This window comes from Rubneribacter sp. (genome assembly GCF_965361815.1).
This window is the reverse complement of the sequence record NZ_CBDTNW010000192.1, coordinates 1-13,416: the sequence shown is the minus strand read 5'-3', so window position 1 is coordinate 13,416 and position 13,416 is coordinate 1. Positions and strand designations below refer to the sequence as shown.

The 13,416-nt window shown below is 68.0% G+C and carries 12 protein-coding genes and 1 pseudogene; 11 read left to right on the top strand and 2 right to left on the bottom strand.

Features of this window, described 5'->3' with window-relative positions; translation table 11 throughout:
- The 3 genes and pseudogenes from ACWKY3_RS13820 to ACWKY3_RS13810 all read left to right on the top strand — a co-directional run.
- Positions 1–308, top strand: a pseudogene (locus tag ACWKY3_RS13820) (NAD(P)-binding domain-containing protein); the annotation flags it as partial.
- 13 nt (positions 309–321) lie between these two features.
- Positions 322–1,278, top strand: coding sequence for a radical SAM protein (locus ACWKY3_RS13815; RefSeq protein WP_449316973.1), 957 nt, complete (start codon positions 322–324; stop codon positions 1,276–1,278).
- Between the two features lie 13 nt (positions 1,279–1,291).
- Positions 1,292–2,158: a LysR family transcriptional regulator gene (locus ACWKY3_RS13810; protein ID WP_449316972.1), complete on the top strand. Its 867-nt coding sequence runs from the start codon at positions 1,292–1,294 to the stop codon at positions 2,156–2,158.
- A 26-nt stretch (positions 2,159–2,184) separates the two neighbouring features.
- On the opposite strand, the gene ACWKY3_RS13805 is transcribed toward ACWKY3_RS13810, so the two are convergent.
- Positions 2,185–4,503 (bottom strand): FAD-binding protein, encoded by a 2,319-nt coding sequence (locus ACWKY3_RS13805; RefSeq protein WP_449316971.1) that lies wholly within the window; start codon positions 4,501–4,503, stop codon positions 2,185–2,187.
- A 247-nt stretch (positions 4,504–4,750) separates the two neighbouring features.
- Between ACWKY3_RS13805 and ACWKY3_RS13800 the strand changes: the two genes are divergently transcribed.
- The 7 genes from ACWKY3_RS13800 to ACWKY3_RS13770 all read left to right on the top strand — a co-directional run bounded on the left by ACWKY3_RS13800 (position 4,751) and on the right by ACWKY3_RS13770 (position 11,302).
- On the top strand, positions 4,751–5,230 hold the full coding sequence (locus ACWKY3_RS13800; RefSeq protein ID WP_449316970.1) for a universal stress protein: 480 nt from the start codon (positions 4,751–4,753) through the stop codon (positions 5,228–5,230).
- A 40-nt stretch (positions 5,231–5,270) separates the two neighbouring features.
- Positions 5,271–5,873 (top strand): bifunctional phosphoserine phosphatase/homoserine phosphotransferase ThrH, encoded by a 603-nt coding sequence (gene thrH / locus ACWKY3_RS13795; RefSeq protein WP_449316969.1) that lies wholly within the window; start codon positions 5,271–5,273, stop codon positions 5,871–5,873.
- 257 nt (positions 5,874–6,130) lie between these two features.
- Positions 6,131–7,231 carry a class II glutamine amidotransferase gene (locus ACWKY3_RS13790; RefSeq protein WP_449316968.1) on the top strand — a complete coding sequence of 367 codons (1,101 nt, stop codon included), beginning with the start codon at positions 6,131–6,133 and terminating at the stop codon, positions 7,229–7,231.
- Positions 7,232–8,737, top strand: coding sequence for a glutamate synthase-related protein (locus ACWKY3_RS13785; RefSeq protein ID WP_449316967.1), 1,506 nt, complete (start codon positions 7,232–7,234; stop codon positions 8,735–8,737).
- Positions 8,737–9,210 (top strand): 4Fe-4S dicluster domain-containing protein, encoded by a 474-nt coding sequence (locus ACWKY3_RS13780; protein WP_449316974.1) that lies wholly within the window; start codon positions 8,737–8,739, stop codon positions 9,208–9,210. Before ACWKY3_RS13785 ends, ACWKY3_RS13780 begins: the two co-directional genes overlap by 1 nt.
- Positions 9,207–10,556, top strand: a complete 1,350-nt coding sequence (locus tag ACWKY3_RS13775) for an NAD(P)/FAD-dependent oxidoreductase (protein WP_449316966.1) — start codon at positions 9,207–9,209, stop codon at positions 10,554–10,556. Before ACWKY3_RS13780 ends, ACWKY3_RS13775 begins: the two co-directional genes overlap by 4 nt.
- Positions 10,553–11,302, top strand: a complete 750-nt coding sequence (locus ACWKY3_RS13770) for a GltB/FmdC/FwdC-like GXGXG domain-containing protein (RefSeq protein ID WP_449316965.1) — start codon at positions 10,553–10,555, stop codon at positions 11,300–11,302. Before ACWKY3_RS13775 ends, ACWKY3_RS13770 begins: the two co-directional genes overlap by 4 nt.
- A gap of 35 nt (positions 11,303–11,337) precedes the next feature.
- Here ACWKY3_RS13770 and ACWKY3_RS13765 read toward each other — a convergent pair whose 3' ends face one another.
- Complete coding sequence (locus ACWKY3_RS13765) at positions 11,338–12,939, bottom strand: CTP synthase (RefSeq protein ID WP_449316964.1); 1,602 nt, start codon at positions 12,937–12,939, stop codon at positions 11,338–11,340.
- Between the two features lie 264 nt (positions 12,940–13,203).
- Between ACWKY3_RS13765 and ACWKY3_RS13760 the strand changes: the two genes are divergently transcribed.
- A partial coding sequence (locus ACWKY3_RS13760) for a glutamine synthetase III (RefSeq protein ID WP_449316963.1) occupies positions 13,204–13,416 on the top strand: 213 nt, incomplete at its 3' end.

Sequence of the window (13,416 nt, the reverse complement as noted above, 5' to 3'; positions counted from 1 at the left end):
TCACTGCGGCGCTCACGGCGGCCGACGACGTGGACCTCATCCTGCCCCAGGCGGAAGCGTGCCTCCATCTGCTGGAGCTGCTGGCCGTCATCGGCGGGGCCGACAAGGGGCCGGCGGCGCTTTCCCTCGTGTACGGCGAGGAGGCCGCCTGCGCCGAGCAGGGGCTGGATTGGACGCGCGCCGAGCAGGCCTACGGCGGTTCCGAGGAGGACTTCGGCGAGGACGACGAGGACCTCGACCGCGACTACGACTACGGAGCGGGCCTGTACCCGGGTTATCCCGGCTATCCGGGCTACTCGGCCAACTAAGGGCGGTCGGGGCATGTCCGCCGATCCCGCGCCTCTCTCCCGCTGCGACCTCTGCCCGCGCGCCTGCGGCGCGAACCGGGCGGCGGGGGAGCGCGGGGCGTGCGGGGCGGGGCGCGCGCTCACGGTGGCCCGCGCGGCGCTGCATTTTTGGGAAGAACCTCCTTTGAGCGGGTCGCGCGGCAGCGGCGCGGTGTTCTTCGCGCACTGCCCGCTGCGCTGCTCCTACTGCCAAAACGCCGTGATAGCGGCGGGGGAGGCGGGCGCGGAGGTGGGCGTGGGCCGGCTGTCCGAGATGTTTTTGGAGCTTGCGGGGCAAGGGGCGCTCAACGTGAACCTGGTCACGCCCACGCATTACGCGATCGAGGCGCGCGCTGCGGTGGCGGCGGCGCGCTCGCGCGGCTTGGACGTGCCCGTGGTGTGGAACACGTCGGGTTACGAGACGGTGGCGGCCGTGCGCGGCAACGCGGGCGTCGTAGACGTGTACCTGACCGACTTCAAGTACGCCGACGCGGCCCTGGCGGCGCGCTACTCCCAGGCGCCGGACTACCCCGAGGTGGCGCTCTTTGCGCTTGACGCCATGGTGGAGGAGGCGGGCCCGCCCGTCTTCGACGAGGTGGACGGCATGCCGCGTCTTGCACGCGGGGTGGTGGTGCGCCATCTTGCGCTGCCCGGCGCGTTGGAGGACTCCAAGCGCGTGGTGCGGCTTGTGCACGAGCGGTTCGGCTCGGACGTGCTGCTGTCGCTCATGAACCAGTACACGCCCGTGGTGGCCGCCGCCGCGGCGGCCGGCGATGCGCGGGCGGCGCGGACGCTCGCGCGCTGCCCCGAGCTGGCCGGCCGCGTGGCGGAGGAGGACTACGAGAGGCTTTTGGACTACGCCGACGGCTTAGGGGTCGAGGACTACTTTTGGCAGGAGGGCGGCGCGGCCGAGGAGAGCTTCGTCCCGCCCTTCGACCTGACCGGCGTGTAGGGGGGCGGGGCGCATGGATTTGGGAAAGCTGCGGTGCTTTTGCCTGGTGTACGAGGAAAGGTCGTTTTCGAAGGCGGCCGACCGGTCGTACTTCTCGCGCCAGGCGGTGGGCAAGATGATCCGGGGCATGGAGGCCGAGTGGGGCGTGACGCTGTTTGTGCGGGAGGCCGGCGGCGTGGAGCCCACTTCCGAAGCCGACGCGATCTATCCGCTGGCGAAACGGGCGGTGGCCCTGTACGAGAAGATCCTCTCGGTCATCGACCGACCGCACGTGGGGGCGACGTCGCTTCCGGTGGCCGTGGCACGGGGCGTGTCAAGCTCGCTTCCCGGGCGGTTCTTCTCGTCGTTTTCCGCAGAGCATCCCGACGTTGCGCTTGACCTGCGCGTGGTGGACGCGCAGGAGTGCGAGGGCATGGTGGCCGACGGGCTGTGCGAGGCGGCGCTCGCGGTGGCGCCCGTCGAATCCTCGCGCGTGCGGTTCGTGTCGCTCAAGCGCGAGCCGCTCTACCTGTTCGGCTCGACGTCGGTGCTGAGCGAGCAGGGCGCTATCGAGCCGGGCACGAGCCTGTTTCTGCTGGACAGGAACTTCAAGCTGGACCGCATCCTTTTGGAGGAGAAGCGCTCGCTTGTGGAGGGCCTGCAGATCAGGGACGGGTTCGACGGCTACAGCATGATCGTGGAAATGGCGAAGGCGGGCCAGGGCGTGTGCGTGGGGCCCGCCTGCTACCTGCAAACCGCAGACGACGGCAGCCTGTTCCGCTGGCCCATCGAAAGCGACCGCTACCGCTGGGAGATCGTGTTGCTCGTGCCGGCGGCGGTCGAGCTGTCCCCGGCGGCGCAGCGTTTCGTCGCCTACGCCCTGGGCGCGCGCCTCGACTGAGGGGCCGCGCCCAGGGGCCGGGACGGTCAGGCCAGGCGCTCGGCGATGCGCCTGCCCGCCAGCCGTCCGCTGGTGAGGGCCCATCCCGAGGCGGCGCCTCCGTAGTCGAGGTACTGGTCGCGTTCGGTCATGAGGACGCCCATGGAGTCGGTTCCCACCGCGTACAGGCCCTCGATGGGCGCGGCGCCGTCGGCGCGCAGGACGTTGAGGTTGGCGTCGACGTCGAGGGCTCCGGCCGTGGTGTAGTAGAACGCGCAGCCCAAAAGCGCCCAGTAGGGGCCCTCCCCGATGGGCGTCAGGTGGTCGGGACTCTTTCCAAAGTCGTCGTCCCGTCCTGCCGCGCATCCCTCGTTGTAGGCGTCGACGGAGGATCGCAGCGCGTCCGGCCGCATGCCCGCAAGCTCCGCGAGTTCCTCCACCGTGTCGGCGCGGTGGGCGTAGCCGGTGGCCAGGGCCGCCTCCATCACCTCGTCGAGCCGCTTAAGCGGCGTGTCGAGCGGGATGGTTGACTGGCATCCCACGTAGCCCATGGACGGGCCGGGGTCGGCGTAGCGCAGCCCCCGCTCCCTGAAGGCGTCCAACTGATCCTGCGACCAGACGGTGTAGTACTCGGGACCGGCTTTGATGGCGCCGTGGGTGGCGAACTCCTCCTCGTTCATGAACCGTCGGCCCTCGCGGTCGACGGCCAGCGCGTCGGCTGCCACGGAGAGCGCGGTGGGCAGATCGCCTTCCGACCAGATGGCGGTGTGGCCGGTGAAGAACGACACCTCGTCCTTCTCGCGCGTGCCGAAGCCGGTGAGGTTGACGGGGAAGCCGGCGAGGTGCGACAAGGGCGGCACGCTGGGATTGAACGTGCCGGCGCCCAGATCGAGGGCCTGTTTGATCACGGCCCCGTCGTTGGTGGCCATGCCGTAGAGGTGCCAGGTCCCCGCCAAGGGGTAGTGGTCGTTCACCATGAAGCGGTCCATGAGCTCCTCGTTCTCGCCGAAGCCGCCGGTGGCGAGCACCACGGCCCGGGCTTTCACCTCGAGGGCCGACCCGTCGAAGCCCGCGGCCTCCACGCCGACGACCGCGCCCGACGCGTCGTCGCGCACCAGCTTGGTGACCTCTGTTTCCAACAGGTACTCGCCGCCCAGTTCCACGTACTGCTCCATGATGCCGTCGATGCGTCGTGCTAGCTCGGACTTGGTTCCGGTGAGCGTGTAGGGCGAGTACGTGTAGCAGCAATTGTAGACGGCGTAGCTCGAATGCCCGGGTCCGGGCAGCTCGTAGGGCCAGTCGTGGTCGAAGTGGAGCCAGTCGATGGTGGCGCCGGATTCGGAGAGGAAAAGGTCCACCAGCTCCTCCTTCGCGTCGCCGCGCGTGCGCTCGAGCCAGTCGGCGCGCAGCGCCGCGGCGTCCACGAAGTCCGCGCCGCCGTTCTTCTCGGCTTTGAACCGCGGCGGGTTGACGGCGAGGGACTCGCTTGTGACGCACAGGGTGCCGCCGTACTTGCCCGCCTTCTCGAGGGCGAGCACGCTGAGCCCCTGCTCGGCGCACGAGAGCGCGGCCGCCATGCCCGCGCCGCCCAGCCCTATCACCACCACGTCCTTCTCGATGGTTCGAGCGGGGGCGGGCTTGTGCTCGGCCCTTCGCAGCCACTGGGCCACGGCCTCGGGACCTGCGCCCGCCGCTGCGAAGGCGTCCTTCACGCACCGCTCCAAAGCCAGCCGGATGGCGCTGCTCGTCATGGTGGCGCCGGTGACGGCGTCGACGGAGAGGGCCTGGTGCTCCAGCACGCGCGGGATGTAGGTGTCCACGGCGGCGCGCAGCATCAGCTCCGTCTCCAGGTTCTCCCCCGTCACCTCGACGGCGTCTATGGATCGTTCCGAGACGGTGACGTCCAGGGTGAGCGGGATGCCGGGGTAGTGGCCGTGCGCGACGGCCGTGTAGGTGCCGGGGGCCATGTCCGCCTCTGCGGCCGAGGCTCCCAGGGCGGCGGCCTTCGCGCAGGCGGCGGCGTCCAAGATGGCCACCGAGGTGACGGTGGCACCGCTCACCGTATCGACGTCGACGCTTCCGCTTGCGTTCATGGCGTCCTGCAGCGCCGCGACGGCGCGCCCGCCGCGGTCGGGCGTCTCGAAAGCGCCCTCCACGACGACGTCCGACACGGCGCCGCTTTCCGGATCCGCCGTCAGGCTGACGGTGACGTCGCCGTTGAAGCCCGGCACGGTGGCCTGCGCGCCGCCGTTTGGCGAGGTCGCACCTGGCGAGGAGCATCCTGCGACGAGGGACCCCGTGCCCAGGATCGCCCCGCCGAGCGCGACGCCCGCGCCTTTGACGAACTGCCTGCGTGTGATTGCCATGCTGTTCCCTCCTTGACTCGTTTTCCTTCTCTGCGTCCCGATGAAAGCATGTGCGCGTGCCTGCGGGGAAGAACCGGACGGTTTCCGCAGGGAAACGAAGCGTTGTCGCCGCAGGCGGGAAGGGCCCTTGGCCGAAAGGGAGGCCGCGCCTTGGACGGGCGCGGGCCCTTCCGCCGCGTTCGAGGTATAATCCGAACCGGCAAGGCCGCAACGGCGCGGAAGGTCCGAGACGAAAGGAAGGCCTGCGATGTTGTTCTCCAAGATCATGGTTCCCTACGATGGGTCCGAGCATGCGAAAAGCGCGCTCGAGTACGCGAAGAGCCTGGCCGAGGCGCTGCCCGATGCGAGGTTGGACGTGGTGCACGCCATCCCGTCGGGCGTGATGGGCCTTGACGAGCTGGGAACGCACGGCTCGCTTGACGGCGTCCCCTTGGGCATGACGGAGTACGCGCAGTACTCGGGCGTGGTGCAGCCCGTGCTCGACCAGGCGCGCGAGAAGGTGGTCGCCAACCTGGGCGGCGCGCTCGAGGCGCTGGGGGATCGCGCCGAGGTTCACGTGGTGGCGGGGACGTCGACCGTGGCGGCGCTGCTGCGCCATGCGCAGACGAGCGGCTGCGACCTCATCGTCATGGGGCGGCGTGGCTTGGGCGCCATCCGCGGCATGATAGGCAGCGTGAGCTACGGCATCCTGCACGGCACCGACGTTCCCGTGCTCACGGTGAAATAGCGTTGCCCGACGGACCGCGACAAAAAGGAGAGGAGAGCTTGTGAACCTGGTTTGCTTGGATTTGGAGGGCGTGCTGGTGCCCGAGATATGGATAGCCTTCGCGCGCGAGACGGGCATCCCGGAGCTTGAGCGCACCACGCGCGACGAACCCGACTACGGAAAGCTCATGGACTACCGCCTGGGCATCCTGCGCGAGCGGGGGCTGGGCCTGGCTCAGATCCAGGACACCATCGCGCGCATCGACCCCTTGCCGGGCGCGCGGGAGTTTCTGGACGAGCTGCGTGCCAAGGCGCAGGTCATCATCATCAGCGACACGTTCACCCAGTTCGCCATGCCGCTCATGGAAAAGCTCGGGTGGCCCACGCTGTTCTGCAACGAGCTTGAGGTGGCGCCCGACGGCGAGGTCGTGGGCTTCAAGATGCGCTGCGAGCAGTCGAAGCTCACCACCGTGCGCGCTTTGCAGTCGTGCGGGTTCGACACCGTGGCAGCCGGCGACAGCTTCAACGACTTGGGGATGATCAGGGCCGGGAAGGCGGGCTTTTTGTTCAGGAGCACCGATTCCATCAAAGCCGACAACCCCGACCTGCCCGCCTTCGACGAATACGGCGACCTGTTGGCCGCCATCGAGGAGGCTCTCGGGTAGGCCGCCCGCCCCTCCTCACGGGTTTCCCGGACGCCGCATCCCCGCGTCCGGGAAACCCGATGGAAACAAGGTATCCACGCGCCTGAAACAATCTCGCCGTACGCTGGAGACGTTGCGGAAAGCGAGGAGGCTCCCGTCTTCGCGGAGAGGGGCGCGCTCGGAACGGACCTCCGGGGCGCGTTCGCGCCTGTTCGGGGGATGGGGGCTTCCTCGCCTTCCGCCTGCAGCACGGAAAGAGGGCAGACGAGGAGACGTTTATGAGGCAGCCCGCATCGTTGCGCGAAGGCGACGTGAGGATACCGTCAGGCTGCGCCATAGCCGGCATCATGGACAGGACCGGCGGGCGCCATGACGGGCGCGACATCCTGAAGGCCATCGCGCTCATGCACGACAGAAGCAACGGCTTGGGCGGCGGGTTCGCCGCCTACGGCATCTATCCGGAGTACGCCAGCCTGTACGCTTTTCACATCATGTACGAGAGCAAGGAGGCGCGCGACCGCACGGAGGCGTATCTCGACGTTCATTTCATGAGCGAGAAGCAGGAGCGCATTCCCACCGAACCGGTGAAGTCCATCCAAGACGCGCCCGACATCTGGCGCTACTTCGTCGCGCCCCATCCGGTGAAGCTCAACATGAGCGGGCTTGACGAGGCCGAGTACACCATGCAGCACGTGTTCCACATCAACGCGGCCATCCCCGGCGCGTTCGTGGCCTCCTCGGGCAAGAACATGGGGGCGTTCAAGGGCGTGGGCTACCCCGAGGACATCGGCGAGTTCTACCGCATCGGCGACTACAAGGCGTGGCTGTGGACGGCCCACGGGCGCTTTCCCACGAACACGCCGGGCTGGTGGGGCGGCGCGCATCCCTTCACGCTTCTGAACTGGTCCATCGTGCACAACGGCGAGATCTCCAGCTATGACGCGAACCGTCGCTACGTCGAGCAGTTCGGCTACGAATGCTCGCTTCAGACGGACACCGAGGTGATCACCTACCTGTTCGATTTGCTGGTGCGCCGCCATGGGCTTTCCCAGGAGCTGGCCGCGCACATCCTGTGCGCAAGTTCGTGGGACGAGATCGACAAGATGGACCCCGAGCGCGCCGAGTTCGAGACGGCGCTGCGCTGCGTGTACGCGAGCGCGCTCATCAACGGGCCCATGTCCATCATCTTGGGCTCGGACGAGGGCCTGCTCGCGCTCAACGACCGGCTGAAGCTGCGCGCCCTCATGGCGGGCGAGAAGGGCGACATGGTGTATTTGGCCTCCGAGCAGGCGGCCATCGAGCTTGTGTGCCCCGATGTGGAGAACGTCCGCGCCATCGACGGGGGCGTGCCCTTCGTCGTGCAGAGGGAGGGCCGATAAATGCTCGATTACCTGCTTCCCCGTTACAAGGTGCTGCGCGACGTCGACCTGTGCGTCAAGTGCGGCGTGTGCGAGCGCTCGTGCGCCAACGAGGTGCACGTGGTGGACGACGAGCTTGGCCGCGTGACGGCCGACCATGCGCGGTGCGTGAACTGCCAGCGCTGCGTGGTCATGTGCCCCACGCAGGCGCTCGCCATAACGAACTGGCCCCAGGTGGGAAACGGCAGCACCAACTGGACGCTTTCGGCCATGCAGGACATCGCCAAGCAGGCGCAAACAGGCGCGGTGCTGCTGTCGTCCATGGGCAACCCGCAGCCTCACCCCATCTACTGGGACCGCCTGCTGCTCAACGCGAGCCAGGTGACCAACCCCTCCATCGATCCTCTGCGCGAGCCGATGGAAACGCGGGTGCTGCTGGGCAGCCGCCCCGACGTCCTCAAGGTGAACGAGCGCGAGCGCACGCTGGCGGCCAAGATGCCCCCGCAGATCAAGCTGGACGTGCCCATCATGTTCTCGGCCATGAGCTTCGGATCTGTCTCGCTCAACGTGCAGAAGTCGCTGGCGATGGCCGCCGAGGAGCTGGGCACGTGCTTCAACTGCGGCGAAGGCGGCCTGCATCGCGATCTTGAGCGCTACGGCGACCATGCCGTGGTGCAGGTGGCCAGCGGGCGCTTCGGCGTGGATCCGCACTACCTGAACGCCGCCGCCATGATAGAGATCAAGATAGGCCAGGGCGCCAAGCCCGGCATCGGCGGGCACCTGCCCGGCGAGAAGATAGACGAGGAGGTGTCGCGCACCCGCATGATCCCGCAGGGAACCGACGCCATCTCGCCCGCGCCGCACCACGACATCTACTCCATCGAGGATCTGCGGCAGCTGGTGTTCTCGCTCAAGGAGGCCACGCGCTACGAGAAGCCCGTGGCCGTCAAGATAGCCGCAGTGCACAACGTGGCGGCCATCGCGTCGGGCAGCGCGCGGGCCGGGGCCGATGTGATAGTGGTGGACGGGTTCCGCGGCGGCACGGGCGCGGCGCCGGCGCGCATCCGCGACAACGTGGGCATCCCTATCGAGCTGGCGCTGGCGGCGGTTGACCAGCGTTTGCGCGACGAGGGCATCCGCTCGAAGGTGAGCCTGGTGGCAGCGGGGTCCATCCGCAACTCGGCCGACGTGGTGCGCGCCGTGGCGCTGGGAGCCGACGCGGTGTACGTGGCCAGCGCCGCGCTCATAGCCCTGGGCTGCCACCAGTGCCAGGACTGCGCGAGCGGCAAGTGCAACTGGGGCATCGCCACGCAGCGCCCCGACCTGGCGCGCCGCCTCAATCCCGAGATAGGGGCCGAGCGCGTGGCGAACCTTGTGCGCGCGTGGAACCACGAGATACAGGAGATGATGGGCGGCATGGGCATCAACGCCATCGACAGCCTGCGCGGCAACCGGCTCATGCTGCGCGGGATAGGGCTCACCGAAACGGAGCTTTCGATACTCGGCGTGAAGCATGCGGGAGCGTGATGGGGATGAAGAGGATCTATGCGATAGAGGCGTGGTGCATCGACTGCAAGCGCTGCGAGGTGGCGTGCAAGACGTTCCACTCGGCCAGCAGGGACACGGTGAAGGCGCTCACCCTCGAGTTCCCCGAGCCGCGCAACCGCGTGCGCGTGGAGGGCGACGCCCATCGCTCGATAGCGGTGAACTGCCGCCACTGCGCCGACCCGAAGTGCGTCGAGGGATGCATCTCCGGCGCCATGACGAAGGACCCGGTCACCGGGGTGGTCACCTCGGACCCGCGGAAGTGCGTGGGGTGCCGGACGTGCGTGGCGCTGTGCCCCTTCGGCTGCGTGCGGGTTGAGGAGGCGGCGGGCAAGGAAATAGCTTACAAGTGCGACCTGTGCGGCGACGACCTGGGGCAGCCGGGCGATCCCAGCTGCGTGAAGGCTTGTCCGAACAGGGCGCTCGTGTTTGTGGAAAGCGAGGAATGCTCATGAGCGAGCGGTTCGCCAACTACCTCATTATCGGCAACTCGGCGGCAGGCGTGGCGGCTGCGGAGCGCATCCGCGAGCTTGACGCGGACGGATCGGTGCTCGTGGTGAGCCGCGAGCCGCACGCCGCTTACGGGCGTCCGCTCATATCGTATCTGGTGGAGGGAAAAACCTCGCTTGACCGTTTGGATCTTAAAGAAAAGGGGTTCTACGAGAGCCGTGGCATCGAAACCCTGCTAGGAGCCCAGTTCGAAGTCGTGTCGCTTGACGCGGAAGCGCACGAGGCGTTCTTGTCATGTGGGGAAAAGGTTCGCTATGGGAAGTGCTTGCTGGCAACGGGCAGCGTTCCGTTCGTCCCTCCCATAGAAGGGATCTCGGGCAGGGACAACGTGTTCACGTTCCTCTCCCTCGATGACGCGCTGGCTGCGCAGGCCGCCGTGGACGAAGCGCGCGTCTGTGCCCATGCCGCCGGACGCGCGTGCCGAGTGCTGGTCATCGGCGGAGGGCTTATCGGCCTCAAAGCGGCCGAGGCATTCTGCCACCATGCGGACGACGTGGTGGTTCTGGAGCTTGCGGAACGCATCCTGCCCGCCGTGCTCGACAACGAGGCGGCGGCGTTGCTCGCGCGGATGCTCGACCATCACGGAATATCGTGCCGTCCGGGTGTGTCGATTTCCGAGTTGCGAGGGGAGGGCCCTTGCGCCACCACCGCTTTGCTGACTACCGGCGAAGAGCTCGACTGCGACGTGGTGGTGGCCGCTGTGGGCGTGAGGCCGAACTCAGCGCTGGCCGTGCAGGCCGGTGCCGAGCAAGGGCGGGGCCTTGTGTGCGGGCCCGACCTGCAGACGAGCCTTCCCGATGTCTACGCCGCCGGCGACGTGGTGCAGGTGACCGACGTGCTCGACGGCTCGCAGCGTCCGCTTGCCTTATGGCCGAACGCCGTGCGGCAGGGTAAGATCGCCGGTTCGTTCATGGCCGGTGCTCGCGATGCGGAGCCGTTCGAAGGAGGATTCGCCGTCAACGCGGTGGACTTCTTCGATGTGTCGCTGCTCACTTCCGGAATCATCAATCCGTCCGAGGACGCGGGCTGCGAGGTGCGCACGGACATCGAGGGCAATGCGTATGCGAAGTTCGTCACGAAAGACGGGCTGCTGGTGGGCTACATCCTGCTGAGCCGCCCGGAGAACGCGGGCATCTACACGGCGCTCATCGAACGGCGCGTTCCGCTTGTCGCGCTCGATGCCGGCCTGTTCGACCGCGCGCCGCTTAACTTGGACTTTTCGGCCGAGGCGCGCTGGGAGCGCCTGCACGCGCTCTGCCCCTTCGGCAGGGACGGGAAGGAGGAGGCATGACGTATGGAGGCGAAGAGGCGCCCGCGACGGCGACGGTGCGGCTCGGCACCGCGCATTTCACCGAGGCGAACGAGGCGGTGCGCGCCGCGCTCAGCGATGCGGACGAGGTGAGGGTGGAGGAGGCGCACGCGCAGCGCTACTTGGGCTGCGCCATGCCTGCGGGCAAGGCGCTTCGGGTGCACGGCGTGCCCGGCAACGACCTGGCGTGCTATCTGGACGGCGGCGAGGTGGAGGTGTTCGGCAACGCGCAGGACCAGGTGGGCAACACCATGAACGACGGCTGCATCGTGGTGCACGGCCGTTGCGGCGACGCGGCGGGCTACGGCATGCGCGGCGGCAGGATATTCGTGCGCGACGGCTGCGGCTGGCGCGTGGGCATCCACATGAAGCAGTTCCAAGACAAGCGCCCCGCCATCGTCATCGGCGGGGACGCGGGCAGCTTTCTCGGGGAGTACCTGGCCGGCGGCGTCATCGTGCTGTTGGGGCGTCCCGGGCGCTACCTTGCCACCGGCATGCACGGCGGCGTCATCTACCTGCGGCACCGCCTTGCCGACGACGAGGTGCCCGCAGGGCTGGTGCAAAAGCCGGCGGACGCCGATGACCGGGCGGTTCTCGCGGAGCTGCTCGGCCAGTACAACGAGCATTTCGCAGAGGAGCTTGGCGCGCCGGTGGAGGCGACGGGGGAGGGGTTCTTCCGATTGAGCCCCGCAAGCTCGCGGCCCTACGCCAGCATGTACGCGAACTGAGCAAGCGCCCGGGCGGACCCGGGCGCTTTTCGCCGTCACGCCCGATGCGCGGCGGCTTCCACGAACCCGACGAACAGCGGGTGCGGGCGCGTGGGGCGGCTTTTGAACTCGGGATGCCCCTGGGTGGCGACGAACCAGGGGTGGTCCGGCAGCTCGACCATCTCCACCAGCCGCCCGTCGGGCGAGGTGCCCGACACCGCAAGCCCCGCCTCCTCAAGCGCGCCCCGGTAGTCGTTGCTCACCTCGAAGCGGTGACGGTGGCGCTCGCTCACGAGATCGGTCCCGTACGCCGCGCGGGCGCGCGTCCCCTTTGCAAGGAGGCACGGATAAGCGCCCAGGCGCATGGTGCCGCCCTTGTCCCGCACGCCCTCCTGCTCGGGCATGAGGTCGATCACGGGGAAGGCGGCCTGCGGGTCGAATTCGGCCGACGTCGCGCCCGGCATGCCGACCACGTCGCGCGCGAACTCGCACACGGCCGCCTGCAATCCCAGGCAGATGCCCAAAAAGGGCACGTTCCGCTCGCGCGCGAAGCGCGCGGCCGCTATCTTGCCCTCGAAGGCGCGCTGGCCGAATCCCCCGGGCACCAGGACGCCGTCCATTCCGTCCAGCGCGGCCGCCGCCTCGTCGTCGCAGGTCAGCCCCTCACCGTCGATCAGGTGAACGTTCACGTGCCGGCCGAGGGCTATGCCTGCGTGCTTGAGCGCCTCTATCACGGAAAGGTAGGCGTCGGGAAGGCTCACGTACTTGCCCACCACGGCCACGTCGACCTCTTTCTGGCACGCCTTCTCCGCAGCCAGAAACGCGCGCAGCGGGGAAAGGTCGGCCGGCGGCGCCTCCATACCCAGCCGCGCGAGCACTTTGCCGTCGAAGTCCTGGTCGCGCAGCGCAAGGGGCACCTCGTAGATGGAGGGGGCGTCCACGCACGCCAGCACCTCCTCGGGAGCCACGTCGCAGAACAGCGCGATTTTCTCGCGCACGGCGGCGGGCACCTCGTGGTCGCTGCGGCACACGATGAAGTCGGGCTGCACCCCCAGCGACCGCAGCTCCTTCACGCTGTGCTGGGTGGGCTTGGTCTTCACCTCGTGGGCCGCGGCGATGTAGGGGACCAGCGTCACATGGACGAACAGCACCTCCCCGGCGGAGCGCTCCTTTTTGAACTGGCGCGCGGCCTCGATGAACGGCTGGGATTCGATGTCTCCGATGGTGCCGCCTATCTCCGATATGACGACATCGGCTCCCGAGCGCTCGGCAATGGCCCGCAGCCGCTCCTTGATGGCGTCGGTGACGTGCGGGATCACCTGCACCGTGCCGCCGAGGAAGTCGCCGTGGCGCTCGCGCGCGATGAGCGTCTGGTAGATGGAGCCTTGGGTGAAGTTGGACTCGCGCGAGAGGTTCTCGTCTATGAAGCGCTCGTAGTGCCCCAGATCCAGGTCGCCCTCGTGGCCGTCCTCGGTCACGAACACCTCGCCGTGTTGGTAGGGCGACATCGTGCCGGGGTCCACGTTGAGGTAGGGGTCCATCTTCTGCATGGTCACGCTCAGGCCGCGGGCTTTCAGCAGGTGTCCGAGGGAGGCCGCGGTGATGCCCTTTCCCAGCGAAGAAACCACGCCGCCGGTCACGAAGATGTGCTTTGCCATGATGCTCCTCACGTTTGGGCCGCAGCGAGCGGCCGGCTTCCAAACGTCTTTCGATTGTACGCCCTCTACGTTGCCGGGCGGCTCGCGGTTCCGTGATTTCATCCGTTGGAAACACGCGGTGCGCCCGCGCGCGGAGGGGCGGGCCGTTCGTAACAGTCATTTTCGCTTGTCGAAAACTTCTTGAAACACTGCGATCGTAGCGTAGGGGGAGGTTGAACGCGGCGGCACGACGCCGCCCTGGGACGGAAGAAGAGGAGCGCGTCCATGGCAAAGGTTTCGGAGATCTACGGTTCGATGGTGTTCAACGAGCACACGATGCAGGAGCGCCTGCCCTCGGCGACGTACAAGAGCCTGCTCAAAACGATACGCGAGGGCGCCCCGCTGGAGATAGAGGTGGCCAACGTGGTGGCGCACGCCATGAAGGAGTGGGCCATCGAGAAGGGCGCCACCCACTACACGCACTGGTTCCAGCCGCTT

What these genes read in the sequence shown, in the direction of transcription:
- ACWKY3_RS13815 (WP_449316973.1), top strand. Translation starts at nt 322, where the DNA reads ATGTCCGCCGATCCCGCGCCTCTCTCCCGCTGCGACCTCTGCCCGCGC.
- ACWKY3_RS13810 (WP_449316972.1), top strand. Translation starts at nt 1,292, where the DNA reads ATGGATTTGGGAAAGCTGCGGTGCTTTTGCCTGGTGTACGAGGAAAGG.
- ACWKY3_RS13805 (WP_449316971.1), bottom strand. Translation starts at nt 4,503, where the DNA reads ATGGCAATCACACGCAGGCAGTTCGTCAAAGGCGCGGGCGTCGCGCTC.
- ACWKY3_RS13800 (WP_449316970.1), top strand. Translation starts at nt 4,751, where the DNA reads ATGTTGTTCTCCAAGATCATGGTTCCCTACGATGGGTCCGAGCATGCG.
- ACWKY3_RS13790 (WP_449316968.1), top strand. Translation starts at nt 6,131, where the DNA reads ATGAGGCAGCCCGCATCGTTGCGCGAAGGCGACGTGAGGATACCGTCA.
- ACWKY3_RS13785 (WP_449316967.1), top strand. Translation starts at nt 7,232, where the DNA reads ATGCTCGATTACCTGCTTCCCCGTTACAAGGTGCTGCGCGACGTCGAC.
- ACWKY3_RS13780 (WP_449316974.1), top strand. Translation starts at nt 8,737, where the DNA reads ATGGGGATGAAGAGGATCTATGCGATAGAGGCGTGGTGCATCGACTGC.
- ACWKY3_RS13775 (WP_449316966.1), top strand. Translation starts at nt 9,207, where the DNA reads ATGAGCGAGCGGTTCGCCAACTACCTCATTATCGGCAACTCGGCGGCA.
- ACWKY3_RS13770 (WP_449316965.1), top strand. Translation starts at nt 10,553, where the DNA reads ATGACGTATGGAGGCGAAGAGGCGCCCGCGACGGCGACGGTGCGGCTC.
- ACWKY3_RS13765 (WP_449316964.1), bottom strand. Translation starts at nt 12,939, where the DNA reads ATGGCAAAGCACATCTTCGTGACCGGCGGCGTGGTTTCTTCGCTGGGA.